This window comes from Oceanobacter sp. 3_MG-2023, assembly GCF_030688925.1.
Lineage (GTDB): Bacteria > Pseudomonadota > Gammaproteobacteria > Pseudomonadales > Oceanobacteraceae > Oceanobacter.
In genome coordinates this window covers 151,013-168,691 of record NZ_JAUYVX010000002.1, presented here as the reverse complement: position 1 = coordinate 168,691, position 17,679 = coordinate 151,013, and the positions used below count along the sequence as shown (strand labels likewise).

Here is a 17,679-nt window from a genome sequence, read left to right as displayed (position 1 = left end):
TGAACGATGGCTGGAAACTCCCAAGAGTATATTGCTCATCATTTGACCAATCTGACATTTGGCAAACTGCCCGAAGGGTATGTGCGTCACGACAAGAATGGTTCTGAAACTGTACTGACCCACGATACCTGGACCATGGCGCACACCGGCCAGGAAGCTCAGGATATGGGTTTCATGGCGATCCATGTGGATTCCCTCGGCTGGTCTCTGGCTATGGGTATCCTGTTCGCATGGGTGTTCCGGAAAGTGGCGAAAAACGCTACATCGGATGTACCTGGCAAGCTCCAGAACTCTGTCGAGGCAGTGGTTGAGTTTGTTGATGGCACCGTTAAGGAAACATTTCATGGGAAAAACCCATTGATTGCGCCGTTGGCATTGACGATTTTTGTCTGGGTCTTCCTGATGAACTCCCTCAAATGGCTGCCAGTTGATCTGGTGCCCGGCATTGCTCATGCCATGGGGCTGGAATTCTTCAAGATCGTACCGACCGCAGACCCGAATGGAACGCTGGGGCTGTCGCTGGGTGTATTCCTGCTGATTATTTACTACAGCATCAAGGTCAAGGGCATTGGTGGCTTCACCAGAGAACTGACCCTGAAACCTTTTAACCACCCGATTGCGATCCCGTTCAACCTGTTCCTGGAAGTACTGGGCTTACTGACCAAACCACTGTCTTTGGCATTGCGACTGTTCGGTAACATGTACGCTGGTGAGGTTGTGTTTATTCTGATCGCCTTGTTACCGTTCTATATGCAGTGGGTATTGAACGTGCCATGGGCAATCTTCCATATCCTGGTGATTCCGCTACAGGCATTTATCTTCATGGTTCTGACGATTGTTTACCTGAGTCAGGCACACGAAGATCACTAGTGCGAATCGACCGACAATTTTAAATTTAACCCTTAACAAACTACGTAACTAAACTTTAGGAGTCTTTAATGGAACTCGTATACATTGCTGCTTCAATCATGATTGGTATGGGTGCCCTCGGCACTGGTATCGGTTTCGCCCTGCTGGGTGGTAAATTGATCGAAGGTACTGCCCGTCAGCCTGAGCTGGGCCCTCAGTTACAGACCAAAACCTTCCTGATGGCTGGTTTGCTGGACGCTGTTCCAATGATTGGTGTTGGTATCGCGATGTACCTGATCTTCGTTGTAGCAGGTTAATCATCCAAGCGATCCCTGATCGTCTTGAAAGAAACCTGTCCAACGAATTCGTAAGAGGTAAATCGTCGTGAACATGAATCTGACCATGCTCGGTCAATTGATTGCCTTCGCGATTTTCGTCTGGTTCTGCATGAAATTTGTCTGGCCGCCTTTGACCAGTGCAATGCAGGAACGTGTAAAGAAAATTGCCGATGGTCTGGACGCAGCAAACCGTGCAGAACGTGACCTGGAACTGGCGCAGGAAAAAGCCATTTCCGAGCTGCGTGAAAGCAAAGAAAAAGCGGCTGAAATCATCGAACAGGCTAACAAACGTGCCAACCAAATCATCGACGAAGCGAAAGAAACCGCTCGCGCTGAGGGTGACCGTCTGGTAGCCGCTGCTCAAGCAGAAGTTGAGCAAGAGGTTAACCGTGCCAAAGAAGTTCTGCGCAAACAGGTATCTGAGCTGGCTGTTGCCGGCGCTACCAAGATCCTGAGCAAGTCAGTCGATGCGTCAGCTCATGCTGATCTGCTTAATCAACTGACTGAAGAACTCTAAGCGAGGTTGCCATGGCTGAATTAACCACTCTCGCTCGGCCATACGCCAAGGCCGTGTTTGCTGAAGCAAAAGAGAAGAAAACCCTGGACGCATGGTCAGAAGATCTGGCCCTGCTGTCTTTATATGCATCCGACGCCGAGATGGCGAAAGTGCTGGTACATCCTTCTCTGACTGCGGCACAGCAAGCACAAGCCTTGATTGACGTATGTGGCGAAAAGCTTAATGACGCAGCCAAAAACCTGGTAAACGTTCTGGCAGAAAACAAGCGCCTGACGCTGTTGACTGAAATTACAGCTCTTTATGAAGAGCTGAAGGCCCAGCTGCAAAACGCAGTAGATGTCGTAGTGACCTCTGCGTACGCACTGACCGAAGCACAGTCGAACAAGCTCGCTCAGGCACTTAAAGCCAAACTGCAACGTGATGTCCGCATGACCAGCGAAGTTGATGAGACCCTCATCGGCGGCGCTATTATTCGTGCAGGCGACCTGGTTATTGACGGCTCACTCACAGGCAAGCTGTCAAAGTTGGCCGAAGCGATGAAATCCTAGTTTGAGGGACGATGCATGCAGCAACTGAATCCATCCGAGATCAGTGAAGTCATCAAAAAGCGCATCGAAAGTCTCGATGTGACTTCACAAGCCCAGAACGAGGGCACCGTTGTATCCGTATCCGACGGTATCGTTCGTATCCATGGTCTTGCCGACGTAATGTACGGTGAGATGATTGAATTTGAAGGCGGTGTATACGGCCTGGCCATGAACCTGGAACGCGACTCTGTAGGCGCGGTTATTCTGGGCGAATACAAATCGCTGGCTGAAGGCCAGAAAGCGAAATGTACCGGCCGTATCCTGGAAGTTCCAACCGGCGAAGCCATGCTGGGTCGCGTTGTGAACACACTGGGACACCCAATTGACGGAAAAGGTCCTATTGAGACCAGCACATCGGCACCTGTTGAACGTGTTGCGCCTGGCGTAATTGCTCGTCAGGGTGTTGATCAGCCGCTGCCAACAGGCTACAAGGCGGTTGACTCCATGGTGCCGGTTGGCCGTGGCCAGCGTGAGCTGATCATTGGTGACCGTCAGACTGGTAAGTCAGCGATGGCGATCGATGCCATCATCAACCAGAAAGGCAGCGGCGTTAAATGTGTTTACGTTGCAATTGGCCAGAAGCAATCTTCCATTGCGAACGTCGTTCGTAAACTGGAAGAGCACGGCGCGATGGAACATACCATCATCGTTGCTGCTGGTGCTGCCGATCCTGCAGCAATGCAGTTCCTGGCGCCCTATTCCGGCTGTGCGATGGGAGAATACTTCCTCGATCGTGGTGAAGACGCCCTGATTGTATACGATGACCTGACCAAACAAGCCTGGGCTTACCGTCAGATCTCATTGTTGCTGAAGCGTCCTCCGGGTCGTGAAGCATATCCTGGTGACGTTTTCTATTTGCACTCCCGTTTGCTGGAACGTGCTTGTCGCGTTAACCCTGATTACGTGAAAAGCGTAAGCGGTGTTGAAGGCAAAACCGGTTCTCTGACGGCTCTGCCAATCATTGAAACCCAGGGCGGTGACGTCTCGGCATTCGTACCAACCAACGTGATTTCGATCACCGATGGTCAGATCTTCCTGGAAACCAACCTGTTCAACTCTGGCGTACGTCCAGCGATGAACGCCGGTATTTCGGTTTCTCGTGTTGGTGGTGCAGCGCAGACCAAAATCATCAAGAAACTGGGCGGTGGTATTCGTCTGGCTTTGGCTCAGTATCGTGAATTGGCGGCATTCGCCCAGTTCGCATCTGACCTGGATGAAGCGACTCGCAAACAGCTGGAACATGGTAAAGCCGTTACCGAGCTGATGAAGCAAGGTCAGTATGCACCGATGTCCACTGCAGAAATGGGATTGTCGATTTACGCTGCTACCGAAGGCTTCCTGGAAGACGTTGAAGTATCCAAGATCAAGTCTTTTGAAGCTGCTCTGCTGAGCTACGCCAACAGCGAATTTGCTGAACTGATGGCGAAGATCAACGTGAAGGGCGACTTCAATAACGAAATCGCGGCCAGTCTGAAAGAGTGTATTGAAACTTTCAAGAACTCCCAGACTTGGTAAGTCCGGCGCTGGCGACCAGTAATGGTTGCCAGCAGGATTCAACCTTCAACGTGAGGCAGCTTGGTTATGGCAGTCGGTAAAGAAATTAAAGAGCAGATTACGAGTGTAAAAAGCACGCAGAAAATTACTTCAGCCATGGAAAAAGTGGCTGTTAGTAAAATGCGTCGCGCTCAGCTGCGTATGGAAAAAAGCCGCCCTTACGCGGAAAAAATCCGTAACGTAATTGGCCATCTGGCCAACGCGACTTCTGAATACCGCCATCGTTATCTGCAAGATCGTGATGTCAAACGGGTTGGTTATATCGTTGTGTCTTCCGACCGTGGCCTGTGTGGTGGTTTGAACAATAATCTGTTCAAGCTGCTTGCTCGGGAAACAAAAAACTGGAGAGGAGAAGGAGTGGATGTTGATTTCTGCTCTATCGGTGCCAAGGCATCGCTGTTTTTCTCCAGTTTTGGTGGCAATGTTGTGGCTGCAAAATCCCATTTGGGTGACGCGCCGGAACTGGCCAGCCTGATCGGCTCGGTAAAAGTGATGCTGGACGCATTTGACGAAGGCAAGATTGATCGTCTGTTTATCGTCCACAATCGTTTTGTAAACACCATGACCCAACAACCTGTTGCGGAACAAATATTGCCGCTGAAGGCAGATGAAGAATTCGCTCGGGATCACTCATGGGATTATATCTACGAACCTGCTGCCGAGGAAATCATCGACAGCTTGCTGGTTCGTTTCATCGAATCCCAAGTGTATCAGAGTGTGGTTGAGAACAACGCCTGTGAACAGGCCGCGCGTATGTTGGCAATGAAGAACGCCACCGATAACGCCGGCGACATGATTAACGAGCTGAATTTGTTGTACAACAAGGCTCGTCAGGCAGCGATCACCCAGGAAATTTCGGAAATCGTTAGCGGCGCCGCGGCTGTATAAGCCGGGGAACGAAGGTTTTAAGGTTAAGAGGAACCGAATATGAGCGGACGTATCGTACAGATTATCGGTGCCGTTATCGACGTGGAATTCCCACGCGACAGCGTACCCAAAGTCTACGACGCCCTGACCGTTGATGGTACTGAAACTACTCTGGAAGTTCAGCAACAGCTGGGTGATGGCGTAGTGCGTACTATTGCGATGGGCTCCACAGAAGGTCTCAAGCGTGGCCTTCAGGTAACAAACTCTGGCGCTCCAATCTCTGTACCCGTTGGTATTGAGACATTGGGACGCATCATGGACGTCCTTGGCCGTCCTATTGATGAATGCGGCGAGATCGGTGAGAAAGAACGTTATTCGATTCACCGTGCTGCACCTGGCTTCGACGAACAAGCCAACTCCACTGACCTGCTGGAAACCGGCATCAAGGTAATTGACCTTGTTTGTCCGTTCGCCAAGGGTGGTAAAGTTGGACTGTTCGGTGGTGCCGGTGTTGGTAAAACCGTAAACATGATGGAACTGATCAACAACATTGCAAAGGCTCACTCCGGTTTGTCTGTATTCGCAGGTGTTGGTGAGCGGACTCGTGAAGGTAACGATTTCTACTACGAAATGGCGGAATCCGGGGTTGTAAACCTGGATGACAAAGCGGCTTCCAAAGTAGCAATGGTTTATGGCCAGATGAACGAACCCCCAGGCAACCGTCTGCGTGTGGCTCTGACAGGTCTGACCATGGCAGAGAAATTCCGTGACGAAGGTAAAGACGTACTGTTGTTTGTTGACAACATCTATCGTTATACCCTGGCGGGAACCGAAGTATCTGCACTGCTGGGCCGTATGCCTTCCGCAGTAGGTTACCAGCCGACTCTGGCTGAAGAAATGGGTGTTCTGCAGGAGCGTATTACCTCCACCAAGAACGGTTCCATTACTTCTATCCAGGCGGTATACGTACCTGCGGATGACTTGACTGACCCATCGCCAGCAACCACCTTTGCCCACTTGGACTCCACCGTGGTACTGAGCCGTGATATCGCATCCAAGGGTATTTACCCTGCGATCGATCCACTGGACTCTACTTCCCGTCAGCTGGATCCACTGGTTATCGGTAACGAACACTACGACATCGCTCGTGGTGTTCAGGGTGTACTGCAGCGCTACAAAGAGCTGAAGGACATCATTGCGATTCTGGGTATGGACGAACTGTCCGACGAAGACAAGCAGCTGGTTGCTCGTGCACGTAAAATCGAACGCTTCCTGTCCCAGCCATTCCATGTGGCAGAAGTGTTTACTGGTGCGCCAGGCAAGTATGTATCACTGAAAGAAACCATCCGTGGTTTCCAGGGTATCCTGAATGGTGATTACGACGACCTGCCAGAGCAAGCCTTCTACATGGTTGGTACGATCGACGAAGCTGTCGAAAAAGCCAAAAACATGTAATTCGGGCTGGTAAGGCCGGAATCATCCGGCTTTACCTCCTCAACCTGAGGAATACCTTATGGCGATCACTGTACATTGCGATATTGTCAGTGCCGAAGAGAATCTCTTCTCCGGTCTGGTCGAGCGCGTTATTGCTGCGGGCCTGATGGGTGAGCTTGGTATTGAACCAGGCCACGCGCCCTTGCTGACCCCGTTGAAACCAGGTCCGGTTCGTATCGTCAGACAAGGCGGTAGCGAAGAGGTTGTTTACGTCTCTGGTGGTTATCTGGAAGTTCAACCAAACCGGGTGACTGTGTTGGCTGATACGGCAGTTCGTGCGCACGATATTGACGAAGCCGCCGCTCTGGAAGCCAAGAAACACGCTGAACAAGCACTGGCAAATCAAGGTTCCGACTTTGATTATTCCCGCGCTCTGTCCCAGCTTGCTGAAGCCGCAGCCCAGCTGCGCACCATTCAGCAAATCCGTGAAAAACTGGGCAAGCGCTAAGCTTCGCCTGTTTTTGACGGCAGCCCTCGAATCTTCGGGGGCTTTTTATTTTCTGCCGACAGGATGTCAGATGGCCGTTAATATTTTTCTGTCTCCTGTTCGTGCGATTTTATACGATATCGTGTTCCCAAAGCTCAGGAGAGCGTCCTTATGTCCAAAGTATTTTCCAGGGCCTTGTTGCCCTTGATGGTCGCTGCCTCATCCTCTGTGATGGCTGGCCAGTTTTATGCCGGTGTGGGAATAGCCGGTTTTATCGGCAGTGGAGAAGAGGAATACACATCAGGTCGTTACTCTGTTACCTATGATTATGAGTATTCGCAACAATCGATCGGGTTGGGTTATCAGTTTGATAACGACAACCGCCTGGAAGTCTCTTTGGCGACCATTGATGTAGAATATGACAACGATTTTTATGATGATGAATCATACTCTGGCCTTGATGTGGATTATTCGTTTGTTTGGCGTTACGAAGCCGTCAGACCCTATCTGCTGATTGGCTTTGGGTTGTACACCTACGATGATTCAGGAGAGTACTATGCCGATGGTGAGGACTTGTCCGGCGTTGCATTCAATTTTGGCGCAGGCGTAATCTGGCAGTTCCATGAACATCTGGATGTTGACCTGGGTTACGGCTTCAAGTCGATTGGCTGGCAGGATGCGGAGGATGGCCACCACATCTACGAAACCCAATCTACCCAGGGCGGTTTCGATCTTGCGGCGCATATACTGTTCTGATTGACGACAGAAGATGATGTGCAACAGGCGCCATGGCGCCTGTTTTTGTATCTGTTAATCTGTTATGCGTTCAATCAATATCACACCTGTACACACCTGCCGGTTTGCTTATTGTTCAGCAAACAGTATGGAAGCGGTTTTCACCACACTGGCATGGCGTTCTGCCAGGCGCTGGTGATCCTTGTCATAGCCACCTCCAATGACCGTCACAACCGGTATGCCGCGCTGTTGGCAGTATGCCAGCACCCAGCGGTCCCGTTGCTGAATACCCTCCAGGGTTATATTCAGGTGGCCGAGCCCATCTCCTTCCCAGACATCAACTCCGGCATCGTAAATCACCAGCTCTGGCTGATGTTCATGAATCAGGCGTTCGAAGGTATCCCTGACAACTGTAAGATAGGCAGCATCATCGAGGTATTGCCCAAGGCCAATATCAAGATCACTGCGGTGTTTACGGAAAGGAAAATTCTTCTCGCAGTGAATCGAGCAAGTAAATGCCCGTGGCTCATGCTCCAGCAGAGCCGCAGTGCCATCCCCCTGATGCACATCCAGATCAAAAATCAGCAAACGCTGGACTTCTCGCCGTTGCAGCAGAGCCAGGGCGGTATAGGCGAGATCGTTGACCAGGCAAAAACCAGAGCCAAAATCATAATGAGCATGGTGGGTGCCGCCAGCGAGATGGCTGGCCATGCCATGCTGGAGTGCCAGCCGGGCGGCCAGCAAGGTGCCATTGGGTGCGGTCAGGGTCCGGTCTATCAAACCCTGGCTCCAGGGTAAGCCCAGGCGCCGCCAGGCTTTCATCTCAATGGCATCGTCAACCAGAGCCTGCAGGTAAACCGGACTGTGGGTAATGGCGAGGTCCGCGATGGAAGCCGCGGCAGGCCGATAGAGATTATCGTGGATATAACCCTGCTGTAACAGATGGTCGTGCAGGCGCACAAACTTGGACATGACAAAACGATGGTTGTCCGGGAACGGGCAAGAATAGTTGGTGTGATAAACAATAGGCAATTTCATGATGAACCGGCAGAGAGTCTGTAGGGTAGCTGAACCAACGGTGGGACTATGCCGCCGTACTGCATCAGAAACTAGCATATTGTCCGGCAATGCGTGACCTTTAAACAGAGCTACGACCAAGGGCGAGTGGCAATTTGATAGCTTGTATGGTCCATTAGAAGCCTGTCAGGATTTGCTCCTGAACGTGCAACGCAGCGCCAGAGCAGGCTTTTGTCAGTCTGCCAGCATACTGTTTAGTCAGCGATGCAACGTCTATTTTTCCGAGGTTGATGTGAAAAAAGATAATAAAAACAAGAAAACAGCCACAGAGAATCAAGCGATCTCCAGCTTTGAGAAATTCTTTTACCGCTATATCGCCTGGTTTCCGATTCTGGTGTTACCGGCCCTGGTATGGGAGATGTTCAGCGTCAACGACTATGCCCCGGCAGGGTTGATCGGCGTTATGCATGCCGTGCTGGTGTTCCGTCTGGTCACGATTGCCGGGCAGGAAGGCTGGTTCAAAAAGCGGCAGCAACAAGTCTGAGATGCGCCGGTGCCTACCCGGGTACCGGTAGAAAACATGACTTACGCTGGGACTGGGACTACACAAAGGTGCCGCGATGCTGCTTGGTCACCGTCGATGCTATTTTTTTGAAAAATAATCGGACAAGACAAAGTACTTTATCTTGTTGATCAAAGAGTAGTCTGATGGATTGCCGAGAAAAAATTCCTGTGGGACTTTTTCGAGATTGTGAGTACCTTTGGCCCGAAAGGTTTTAATCAGGTTGCGCATGGTTCTGTAACCCAGCAGGCTCAGCAAGGACGGACAGGCCTCGCCATCTTTATCAATAAAGTGATGCAGGCTGGGGCTATGAATAATTTTCGGAAATCCTCGCGCCCGGTTAGTGATACGTAACCAGTGCAAGTGCATGACATTGTATTCGGTAGGTAATATATGTACATGGAGGTTAGAGAGCCAAATCAGCTCCCGAAAAAGTGGCTGGTCAGCATTGCTGCCAGTCTCTTGCATTAACCGCTTCCAGGTATTGAGAAAGGCCGTTGTTTCTTCCGTTTTTCGTACTCCGACAACGCCACTATTCAAGGCTGGAAACGATTCAGGAAATGGTAGTTTATGTATTCTCTGGCCATGGTGACTGGTTCGCGCCTGATCGTGTACCGCCGCGATATCAAAACGGTCAAGGATAAAGAACACATCAGATATATCGTCGATTACAAAAGTATCGGCATCGATATAAACCGTTTTTTCAAAGCGGGAATCCTGCAACGCGTCAATTTTGGCGCGAAACCAGGAGTCTTCATACACATGAACCTGATCGAAAACATCGTCATCGCATGGTTGATCTGTGAACAAGTCGATCGGGTAATCGGGGCATTGTGCCTTGAGACTGCGAGCCGAGCGAATGGCTAGCTGTGTGTAGCCAATATCGCCCGTTGCTGCATAGACAAATCCATTCATTAATATATCGCTTCCCTGCTAACAGTACGCCTAAGGTCTGGATGCTAACATATTCTGCGCCCGCACCGCAGCTGCCCGTACCTGATCTGGTGCAGTACCGCCAATATGATCGCGAGCGGCAACAGAGCCTTCCAGGGTCAGTACATCAAAGACATCGGCAGTAATTTCATCGGAAAACTGCTGCAGTTCTTCCAGCGTCATGTCACTGAGGTCCTTGTCTTGCTCCAGGCCATAAGCCACCGCTTTACCAACAATTTCGTGGGCGTCACGGAAGGGAATACCCTTGCGTACCACGTAATCGGCGAGATCGGTGGCGGTCGAGAAACCCCGCTTGGCAGCATCCCGCATATCATCCCGACGTGCTTGCAGGTGAGGAGCCATATCTGCAAAGGCTCGCAGGCTGTCGCGCAAGGTATCGACAGTATCGAACAGGGGTTCCTTGTCTTCCTGATTGTCCTTGTTGTAGGCCAGTGGCTGGGACTTCATCAGTGTCAGCAGGCTGACCAGATGACCATAGACCCGGCCGGTTTTGCCCCGTACCAGTTCAGGAACGTCGGGGTTCTTTTTCTGCGGCATGATGGATGAGCCGGTGCAAAAGCGGTCTGGCAAATCAATAAAGCGGAATTGCGCCGATGCCCACAGCACCAGCTCTTCCGAGAAGCGTGACATATGCATCATGATCAGCGCTGCGGCACTGGTGAATTCGATGGCGAAGTCGCGATCGGAGACAGAATCCAGACTGTTTTCAGTGGGAGCGTCAAAGCCGAGCAATTCGGCAGTATAGAAGCGGTCAATCGGGTAAGTCGTACCGGCCAGCGCCGCAGCACCCAAAGGCAACTGGTTAACCCGCTTGCGGCAATCCTGCAGGCGGGCGTAGTCCCGTTCCAGCATCGCATTCCAGGCCAGCAGGTGATGACCAAAGGTGACTGGCTGTGCGGTTTGCAGGTGGGTGAAGCCCGGCATGATGGTGTCGGCTTCCCGCTTGGCCAGTTCAATCAGGCCTTGTTGCAGGCGGGTCAGTTCGGCACTGATCAGATCGATTTCATCACGCAAGTACAGGCGGATATCGGTGGCAACCTGATCGTTACGGGAGCGGCCGGTGTGCAGTTTTTTGCCGGTGATACCGATCTTGGCAGTCAGTGCGGCCTCGATGTTCATGTGCACGTCTTCCAGTGCGATCGACCAGTCGAAATCACCGCGCTCAATCTCGATACGTACTTCTTCCAGGCCACGAATGATATCGTCGCGCTCGTCGTTACTCAGCACTCCGACGTGGGCCAGCATGCGGGCGTGGGCAACCGAGCCCTGGATGTCGTGGCGGTACATGCGCTGGTCAAAGTCCACTGACGCAGTGTAACGGGCAACAAATGCATCGGTTGGCTCAGAAAAACGGCCGCCCCACGAGGCATTGGTGGATTGATCAGTCATGTACTCCCCCTCAATAAACGCAAATGTTGTGGCTCTATTGGCGTTGGCCAGCCACAACAGAAAATTTCCAGCCGCAGAGTATACCTGTGGCGTGGCAACGGTTTAACCGGAATGTGGAGCAGATACTTGTTGTCGTCCGAGACTAAAGCGAGACTAGTACTGTTTTTACCTTACAGTCAGAGGATCAGCTATGTCAGATACCGTATCCGCTGTCAGCCATCAGCATGATCGCAGTTTACTGGATGCGTTTTTCCTGCCCGATTTGTGTAACACCCGGGCAATCCTGTTTTTGCTGGCGGTCAGTGAAGGCCTGGTAGCGATTCTGACCTTGATGGAATCGTCGCTGGCGGCGTTTTCCTGGGAACGTTTTGGCCTGGTCTCGCTGTTTGTGCAGTGGGTGGCCTTGCTGTCGGTGGCGGTGTTGTGTCAGCTGCGATTTGTGCTGGTGCAGGTGAACGTCATGCTGGTTTCGGTGCTGGCGCTGTTATTGGTGCAGCTGGTGACACTGGGCGTGGGGTTGATGGCGGACTGGTTGTGGCCAACCAGTGTGAGAAGCATCGACTGGCTCTGGCTGGCCCGGAATGCGCTGGTCAGTGCCCTGGTGACTGCATTGGCATTACGCTACTTTTATGTGCAGAGCCAGTGGCGGATTCAGGCGCAGGCAGAGCTCAAGGCGCGGCTGTCAGCGTTACAGGCCAATATTCGGCCGCATTTCTTTTTTAATACACTGAATACCGTCGCTGCGCTGATTGTGATTGATCCGGAAAAAGCCGAAAACATGCTGCTGGATCTGGCGCAATTGTTCCGGGTGGTTCTGAAAGCCGACGACACGCCATCGACGTTGGAGCAGGAAATAGAATTTGGCCAGCGTTATCTGGATATCGAACATACTCGGCTGGGGGCACGGCTGACGATCGAGTGGCAACTCCCCGACCCTTTGCCGGAGATTATTATGCCAACCCTGATTCTCCAGCCATTGCTTGAAAATGCGGTTTACCACGGCATTCAGCCCCTGGTTGGTGGCGGCTGGATTCGTATTTCGCTGACCCCGGTGACGGGAGGCTGGGAGCTGATGGTCGCGAATGCCCGGGTTCCCGGCAGCAGCAAGCCGGGTAATGGCATTGCCCAACGTAATATCCGTGCCCGACTGGACACCCTGTTTGGTGATTCTGCCCGGCTACAGACACTGGAGCTGGCGGATGAGTACCAGGCGCGGATCATGATTCCACTGTATTCTGGAGAGCGTACCCATGAGTTATCGCCTGGCGCTGGTTGATGATGAGCCGCTGGCTCGTGGCCGGTTGGCACGCCTGTTAAAAGAGCACCTGGATTTTGAACTGGTGGTCGAACTGGAGAGCGGGGATGCCACCTTGCAATGGCTGGAGCACCACCGTGCCGATGTATTGCTGCTGGATATCCAGATGCCTGGCCGCAGCGGGCTGGAAACCGCCCAGGCATTGCAGCAATATGACACGCCTCCGCTGGTGGTTTTTTGTACGGCATTTGATGAACATGCTCTGGATGCCTTCGGTGTCAGCGCCATCGATTACTTGCTCAAGCCGGTACGTCCGGCGGATTTGCAGCGGGCATTGGAGCGGGTCAGGGAGCGGCTGGAGGCCCGGGAACTGGCAAGCCGGGATCTGTCAGAAGAAAAACCGGAGCACGACGAAGGTACCGCTAAAATACGCACGCACCTGACTGCCCGCACTCATATGGGCTTGCAACGTATCCCGCTGGAAGACATATGCTACTTTCTGGCTGATCAGAAATACGTCAATGCCATTCAGGAACAAGGCGAAACATTGATCGATGACAGCCTGCGTCAGCTCGAAGAAGAATTTGGCGACCGCTTTGTCCGGGTCCACCGCAGTGCGTTGGTGGCGCGGGATCGTATCGTGCGACTGGAAGCGCAGGAAGGTCGAGGCCATGTGGTATACCTGAACGGTATCAAAGACGGTGTTGCGGTTAGTCGCCGCCATTTACCGGATGTGCGCAAGGTAATGAAGTCATTTTAGCCCTGAACACGGTATTTCCTGCTGGTTAGCTGATCCGGGTAATTTCAGCTGACGCGCCGGCACTGGTATGATTTGCAAATGTCTCATATCGGTGGTCTGCCAGCCAGGCCACCATACTTCCCGTCGAATAAGGATCATCATGTCATCAGCTCGTCTGCTCCGTATTGCCACCCGTAAAAGTCCTTTGGCCCTGTGGCAGGCTGAACATATCAAGGCCCGCTTGATGGCCTTGCATAAAGATCTGGAAGTAGAACTGGTGACCTTCTCCACCCAGGGTGACAAGATTCTCGATACACCGCTGGCCAAAATTGGCGGTAAAGGATTGTTCGTCAAGGAATTGGAAGTCGCCATGCTGGACGGCCGTGCCGATATTGCCGTGCACTCAATGAAAGACGTGCCGATGGAATTTCCGGAAGGGCTGGAGCTGGGCGTGATTTGTGAGCGGGAAACCCCACTGGACGCTTTTGTCTCCAATAACTACAGCAGTGTCGACGAACTGCCACAAGGGGCGGTTGTCGGTACCTCAAGCCTGCGGCGCCAGTGCCAGTTGCAACAACAGCGGCCGGATTTACAGATTCGCTCCCTGCGTGGCAACGTCCAGACGCGCCTGGGCAAACTCGATGCCGGTGAATTTGATGCCATTATTCTGGCTTCTGCCGGACTGTTGCGAATGGAAATGGGTGATCGCTTGACGGCATCCCTCTCGGCCGAGCAGTCCTTACCTGCTGGTGGCCAGGGCGCATTGGGGGTTGAGTGGCGTTGTGATGATGAGCTTGCCCAGACACTGATCGCTCCTTTGGCCCATGCCGATACCACCGACTGTGTGCTGGCCGAACGGGCCTTGAACCGTCGTTTGCAAGGTGGCTGTCAGGTGCCCATTGCCGCCTATGCAGAATTACAAGGCGACCAGCTGACCTTGCGGGGGCTGGTGGGCTCCGTCGATGGCAGCAAGGTGCTGACCACGGAACAGCAGGGCAACAGGGCCGATGCAGAGATACTGGGTATCCTGGCGGCAGAGCATCTGCTGGCCCAAGGGGCTGGCGAGATCCTGACCGAAGTCTACGGTCGTGAGGTACGCTAGGCTTTGACAACGATTCTGGTGACCCGCCCCGAGGGTCAGGCCGATCACCTGATCGCCGCTCTGGAGCAGGCCGGTTATCACTGTCTGCATCGGCCATTGATGGCGATTGAGGCGGTGGCCGAGCACAGCGAGCATGCGCGTTTGGCCCGTGCCCGGATGCTCGATCTCGACCTCTACCAGCACGTGATTGCCATCAGCGCCAACGCTGCCCGGTCGGGGCTGGAATGGCTGGATACGTATTGGCCCCAGCCACCGCTGGGAGTGCACTGGTATGGTGTTGGCCCAGCCAGTACCGAACCCTTCTGGCAGTACGGTCTGGAGGCCAGCTGTCCGGCCAGCCGATATGACAGTGAAGGACTGCTTGCATTACCTGCCTTGCAGCAAGTGGCAGAACAACGCATTCTGATCTGGCGGGGTGTTGGTGGTCGGGAAACACTGGCGACGACATTACGTGCGCGCGGCGCTTGTGTCGACTATGCCGAGCTGTATGAACGGCGACCGCGGCAGTACAGCAGTCACGATTGGGACGTGACACTCGGTACCCGTCCATGGCTGCTGCTCAGCAGTGGCCAGGCCCTGGATATTATAGAAAGGCAGGTGCCCACGTTGGCTAACCGGATTGCCGGGCTGATACTGCCCAGTGAGCGGATTGCCGAACAGGCGCGGGCCAAAGGCTACGATCCGGTATTGGTTCCCGCCAGTGCCAGGGATGACGACATGCTCAGCTGCCTGGCGGCGCAGCTGTAACCCGATAATCAGGTCGCTAGCGGCGGCGGTGACAGGAAAACAGACGTGGACAACAACAAAGACAAGCAAACAACAGACGATGTGGGTGCTGACGCCCAGGTAACGCTGGACAAAGAGCAAGCTCCCGCAGCCCCGAGCGACAGTACGACGGCGTCGACGAATAAAAAAGCGGCGTCGAAAAAGACCCGACCGGATGCGCAAGCAGGCAAACCCGACAAGGAAAACACCCCTGGACGGCGATCGTCATTGGCAATCTGGCTGCTGGTTATTCTGGTGTTACTGTCACTGGCCGTCTCGGCGGCTGTGGTCTGGTATGGGTTGCAACAGCGCCAACAGCTGGGCCAGCTGCAACAGCAGTTGCAAGGCATGGCACAACAGACGCAGGCTGATCGCCAAACCCTGAATACACTGGGTCAGCGCCAGCAGCAACAGGATAGCGGTGATCGGGCTTTGCAAGACCAGCTGGCCACGGTATCCCGTCAGGCGCAGCATAATGAACAACGGCTGGCCGGGCTGGCCGGTTCCGATCGTCAGGACTGGCTCCTGGCCGAAGTGGAATACCTGCTGCGATTGGCGAATCAACGCCTGAACCTGGAGCGTGATGTTACCGGAGCGGCCGCCATGCTGGTGGCTGCCGACAAGGTGCTGCTGGAAATCAACAACCCGGCCTACGATAACGTCCGGACTAAAATAGCCAGCGAGATCCAACAGCTGCGCCGTGTGCCCGGTGTCGACAAGGTCGGTGCGATTGCCCGCTTGCAGGCGATGCAGGATTCTCTGGATCAGGTTGACTGGTTGCCACAAGTGCGGTTGCCATCAACAGCCTCCGACGCCAATACAACCCTGGCCGGAGCCGCTCAAGCCTGGTACCAGCAGCTGTTTGATGAGCTGAAACAAGGACTTGCCCAGGTGGTACGGATACGTCGTCAGGACAGCCCTGTCGATATTCCCATGGCACCGGAGCAGGCTTATTACCTGCAACAGAATGCCCACCTGATGCTGGAACAGGCCCAGCTGGCGATGTTGCGTGGCGATCAGAACCTGTACGACAACAGCCTTGGCCGCGTTAAAGGCTGGGTTGAACGTTATTTGCCCAAGCAAGATCAGGCGGTGCTGGCATTACGCCAGTTGCTGGGCGAGCTGCAACAATGGCAGGTGAGTCCGGCGGTACCGGATATCAGTGCATCCTTGCAGGCTCTGCGTGCACGTATGATTCTGGATGAAACGGAATACAGCCCGGAGCAACAGCCAGTGGCTCCTGCTGCCAAGGCGACCACTGAGCCGCAAGGAGCACAGCCATGAAGCGCTGGTTGCTGTTTTTTGTAATTACCCTGGTGGTGGCCCTGGGGGCAGGGTCTCTGGCGGGGCAGGATTCAGGTTATGTCCTGCTGAGCTGGCATCATTACAGCCTTGAAACCAGCTTGTGGTTCTTTTTGTTATTGCTTGGCGTCATGCTGGTGGCGGTGTATTTCTTATTCCGTTTCAGCCTGGTGATGCTGGGTTCCGACTGGCGTTTTAATGAATGGCGGCGCAGTCGCCGTACCGCCCGTGCCCGCAAGCAAACCACCCGTGGTCTGTTGTCGCTGGCATTGGGGCAGTGGTCAAGGGCTGAACGTTTGCTGACACGTTCGGCAACCGATACCGATATGCCGCTGATCAACTATCTGGCCGCCGCCCGTGCGGCGTATGAACAAGGCAAGCACGACACCACCGATGAGCTCTTGAGTGCTGCCAGTAAAAGCACCCGCGGGGCTGATTTGGCGGTTGGTATTTCCCATGCCCAGTTGCTGATCTCGCGCGGCCACAAGGAGCAGGCCCTGGCGGTTCTGGTCAGCTTGCGCGACCGTTATCCCCGTCATAGCTACTTGCTTAAATTGCTGGTGCGGCTGTATCAGGATCTGGAAGACTGGGTGGCGTTACACGAATTACTGCCGATTCTGGGCAAGGCTGGCAAAGCCGGAAAAATTCCTGAAAGCAAGCTCAAGGAACTGGAAGAAAAAGTCTATTTGCAGCTGATCGACCGTACAGCCAAGGCGCAGCAAAGCAAGGACCCGGTAGCGGCCTTGAAGAAACTGTATCAGTCGATGCCCCGACACTGCCGCCGTCAGGGGGATATTCTGCTGCACTACACCGATACCCTGCATGAGCTGGGAGAGGATGAGCAGGCCGAAGTGGATTTGCGTAACGGGCTGGCGTACGTTTGGCGTGATGACTTGCTGCTGGCCTACGCCAGACTTAATGGCGCGGATGCCCGCAGACGTTTCCTCTTTGCAGAAAAACAACTGCAGGAACGGCCGAATGATCCGGTACTGTTATTGATTCTGGCGCGCCTGGCGCTGCGTCTTGAGCAACCGGAGCGGGCCAGAGAGTTTTTGCTGATGGGATTGAAGCTGAAAAACCTGCCCGGACTAAACGCCGAAATGGGCAAGCTACTGGTGCAAGAACAGGATCATGTTGGTGCCAGCCGATACTTCCAGCAAGCCCTGGCGCAGCAGGACTGCCAGTCCGGCTAGTGTTTACCTCTGGTCAAACCCGATCCGCTCCCT

The 17,679-nt window shown here is 53.6% G+C and carries 19 protein-coding genes; 16 read left to right on the top strand and 3 right to left on the bottom strand.

The features are described 5' to 3' along the window. The first annotated feature begins 6 nt into the window (after positions 1-6). The 9 genes from atpB to Q8W32_RS02645 all read left to right on the top strand — a co-directional run bounded on the left by atpB (position 7) and on the right by Q8W32_RS02645 (position 7,389). Positions 7-870, top strand: coding sequence for a F0F1 ATP synthase subunit A (gene atpB / locus Q8W32_RS02685; RefSeq protein WP_303431226.1), 864 nt, complete (start codon positions 7-9; stop codon positions 868-870). Between the two features lie 68 nt (positions 871-938). Next, positions 939-1,166: a F0F1 ATP synthase subunit C gene (gene atpE / locus Q8W32_RS02680; RefSeq protein WP_303431224.1), complete on the top strand. Its 228-nt coding sequence runs from the start codon at positions 939-941 to the stop codon at positions 1,164-1,166. A 67-nt stretch (positions 1,167-1,233) separates the two neighbouring features. Next, a complete protein-coding gene (locus Q8W32_RS02675; RefSeq protein ID WP_303431223.1) occupies positions 1,234-1,704 on the top strand; it encodes a F0F1 ATP synthase subunit B in 471 nt (156 codons plus the stop codon). A gap of 11 nt (positions 1,705-1,715) precedes the next feature. Continuing rightward, positions 1,716-2,252, top strand: a complete 537-nt coding sequence (locus Q8W32_RS02670) for a F0F1 ATP synthase subunit delta (protein WP_303431222.1) — start codon at positions 1,716-1,718, stop codon at positions 2,250-2,252. 15 nt (positions 2,253-2,267) lie between these two features. Further along, positions 2,268-3,806 carry a F0F1 ATP synthase subunit alpha gene (atpA, locus tag Q8W32_RS02665; RefSeq protein ID WP_303431220.1) on the top strand — a complete coding sequence of 513 codons (1,539 nt, stop codon included), beginning with the start codon at positions 2,268-2,270 and terminating at the stop codon, positions 3,804-3,806. Between the two features lie 66 nt (positions 3,807-3,872). Continuing rightward, positions 3,873-4,733, top strand: coding sequence for a F0F1 ATP synthase subunit gamma (atpG, locus tag Q8W32_RS02660; RefSeq protein WP_303431219.1), 861 nt, complete (start codon positions 3,873-3,875; stop codon positions 4,731-4,733). A 39-nt stretch (positions 4,734-4,772) separates the two neighbouring features. Then, positions 4,773-6,167: a F0F1 ATP synthase subunit beta gene (gene atpD, locus Q8W32_RS02655; protein WP_303431218.1), complete on the top strand. Its 1,395-nt coding sequence runs from the start codon at positions 4,773-4,775 to the stop codon at positions 6,165-6,167. Positions 6,168-6,225: 58 nt separating this feature from the next. Then, positions 6,226-6,654, top strand: coding sequence for a F0F1 ATP synthase subunit epsilon (locus Q8W32_RS02650; protein WP_303431216.1), 429 nt, complete (start codon positions 6,226-6,228; stop codon positions 6,652-6,654). 150 nt (positions 6,655-6,804) lie between these two features. Beyond that, positions 6,805-7,389 carry an outer membrane beta-barrel protein gene (locus tag Q8W32_RS02645; RefSeq protein ID WP_305413603.1) on the top strand — a complete coding sequence of 195 codons (585 nt, stop codon included), beginning with the start codon at positions 6,805-6,807 and terminating at the stop codon, positions 7,387-7,389. Between the two features lie 108 nt (positions 7,390-7,497). On the opposite strand, the gene Q8W32_RS02640 is transcribed toward Q8W32_RS02645, so the two are convergent. Further along, positions 7,498-8,406: a histone deacetylase gene (locus tag Q8W32_RS02640; RefSeq protein ID WP_305413601.1), complete on the bottom strand. Its 909-nt coding sequence runs from the start codon at positions 8,404-8,406 to the stop codon at positions 7,498-7,500. Positions 8,407-8,677: 271 nt separating this feature from the next. Here Q8W32_RS02640 and Q8W32_RS02635 point away from each other — a divergent pair, with 271 nt between their 5' ends. Beyond that, positions 8,678-8,929 carry a hypothetical protein gene (locus Q8W32_RS02635; protein ID WP_305413599.1) on the top strand — a complete coding sequence of 84 codons (252 nt, stop codon included), beginning with the start codon at positions 8,678-8,680 and terminating at the stop codon, positions 8,927-8,929. 99 nt (positions 8,930-9,028) lie between these two features. Here Q8W32_RS02635 and Q8W32_RS02630 read toward each other — a convergent pair whose 3' ends face one another. Further along, positions 9,029-9,862, bottom strand: a complete 834-nt coding sequence (locus tag Q8W32_RS02630; protein WP_305413598.1) for a putative nucleotide-diphospho-sugar transferase — start codon at positions 9,860-9,862, stop codon at positions 9,029-9,031. A 30-nt stretch (positions 9,863-9,892) separates the two neighbouring features. Continuing rightward, positions 9,893-11,290 (bottom strand): argininosuccinate lyase, encoded by a 1,398-nt coding sequence (argH, locus tag Q8W32_RS02625; protein WP_305413597.1) that lies wholly within the window; start codon positions 11,288-11,290, stop codon positions 9,893-9,895. Positions 11,291-11,480: 190 nt separating this feature from the next. Here argH and Q8W32_RS02620 point away from each other — a divergent pair, with 190 nt between their 5' ends. The 6 genes from Q8W32_RS02620 (at position 11,481) to Q8W32_RS02595 (ending at position 17,646) form a co-directional block, all read left to right on the top strand. Beyond that, the gene (locus tag Q8W32_RS02620) at positions 11,481-12,566 is read left to right on the top strand and encodes a sensor histidine kinase (protein WP_303431209.1); all 1,086 of its coding nucleotides are present in this window, start codon (positions 11,481-11,483) and stop codon (positions 12,564-12,566) included. After that, positions 12,541-13,305 (top strand): LytTR family DNA-binding domain-containing protein, encoded by a 765-nt coding sequence (locus tag Q8W32_RS02615; RefSeq protein WP_305413595.1) that lies wholly within the window; start codon positions 12,541-12,543, stop codon positions 13,303-13,305. The genes Q8W32_RS02620 and Q8W32_RS02615 overlap by 26 nt, the downstream gene beginning before the upstream one ends. 139 nt (positions 13,306-13,444) lie before the next feature. After that, positions 13,445-14,386, top strand: a complete 942-nt coding sequence (gene hemC / locus Q8W32_RS02610) for a hydroxymethylbilane synthase (protein ID WP_305413593.1) — start codon at positions 13,445-13,447, stop codon at positions 14,384-14,386. Between the two features lie 3 nt (positions 14,387-14,389). Then, entirely contained in the window at positions 14,390-15,133 is a 744-nt protein-coding gene (locus tag Q8W32_RS02605) for a uroporphyrinogen-III synthase (protein WP_305413592.1), read from the top strand. A gap of 45 nt (positions 15,134-15,178) precedes the next feature. Next, positions 15,179-16,435, top strand: coding sequence for a uroporphyrinogen-III C-methyltransferase (locus tag Q8W32_RS02600; protein WP_305413590.1), 1,257 nt, complete (start codon positions 15,179-15,181; stop codon positions 16,433-16,435). Continuing rightward, positions 16,432-17,646 (top strand): heme biosynthesis HemY N-terminal domain-containing protein, encoded by a 1,215-nt coding sequence (locus Q8W32_RS02595; RefSeq protein WP_305413589.1) that lies wholly within the window; start codon positions 16,432-16,434, stop codon positions 17,644-17,646. Before Q8W32_RS02600 ends, Q8W32_RS02595 begins: the two co-directional genes overlap by 4 nt. Positions 17,647-17,679 lie beyond the last annotated feature (33 nt).

Coding starts and splice junctions, on each gene's coding strand:
- hemC (WP_305413593.1), top strand. CDS start 13,445: ATGTCATCAGCTCGTCTGCTCCGTATTGCCACCCGTAAAAGTCCTTTG.
- Q8W32_RS02640 (WP_305413601.1), bottom strand. CDS start 8,406: ATGAAATTGCCTATTGTTTATCACACCAACTATTCTTGCCCGTTCCCG.
- argH (WP_305413597.1), bottom strand. CDS start 11,290: ATGACTGATCAATCCACCAATGCCTCGTGGGGCGGCCGTTTTTCTGAG.
- Q8W32_RS02645 (WP_305413603.1), top strand. CDS start 6,805: ATGTCCAAAGTATTTTCCAGGGCCTTGTTGCCCTTGATGGTCGCTGCC.
- Q8W32_RS02615 (WP_305413595.1), top strand. CDS start 12,541: ATGAGTTATCGCCTGGCGCTGGTTGATGATGAGCCGCTGGCTCGTGGC.
- atpB (WP_303431226.1), top strand. CDS start 7: ATGGCTGGAAACTCCCAAGAGTATATTGCTCATCATTTGACCAATCTG.
- atpE (WP_303431224.1), top strand. CDS start 939: ATGGAACTCGTATACATTGCTGCTTCAATCATGATTGGTATGGGTGCC.
- atpG (WP_303431219.1), top strand. CDS start 3,873: ATGGCAGTCGGTAAAGAAATTAAAGAGCAGATTACGAGTGTAAAAAGC.
- Q8W32_RS02595 (WP_305413589.1), top strand. CDS start 16,432: ATGAAGCGCTGGTTGCTGTTTTTTGTAATTACCCTGGTGGTGGCCCTG.
- Q8W32_RS02650 (WP_303431216.1), top strand. CDS start 6,226: ATGGCGATCACTGTACATTGCGATATTGTCAGTGCCGAAGAGAATCTC.
- Q8W32_RS02630 (WP_305413598.1), bottom strand. CDS start 9,862: ATGAATGGATTTGTCTATGCAGCAACGGGCGATATTGGCTACACACAG.
- atpD (WP_303431218.1), top strand. CDS start 4,773: ATGAGCGGACGTATCGTACAGATTATCGGTGCCGTTATCGACGTGGAA.
- Q8W32_RS02620 (WP_303431209.1), top strand. CDS start 11,481: ATGTCAGATACCGTATCCGCTGTCAGCCATCAGCATGATCGCAGTTTA.
- atpA (WP_303431220.1), top strand. CDS start 2,268: ATGCAGCAACTGAATCCATCCGAGATCAGTGAAGTCATCAAAAAGCGC.
- Q8W32_RS02670 (WP_303431222.1), top strand. CDS start 1,716: ATGGCTGAATTAACCACTCTCGCTCGGCCATACGCCAAGGCCGTGTTT.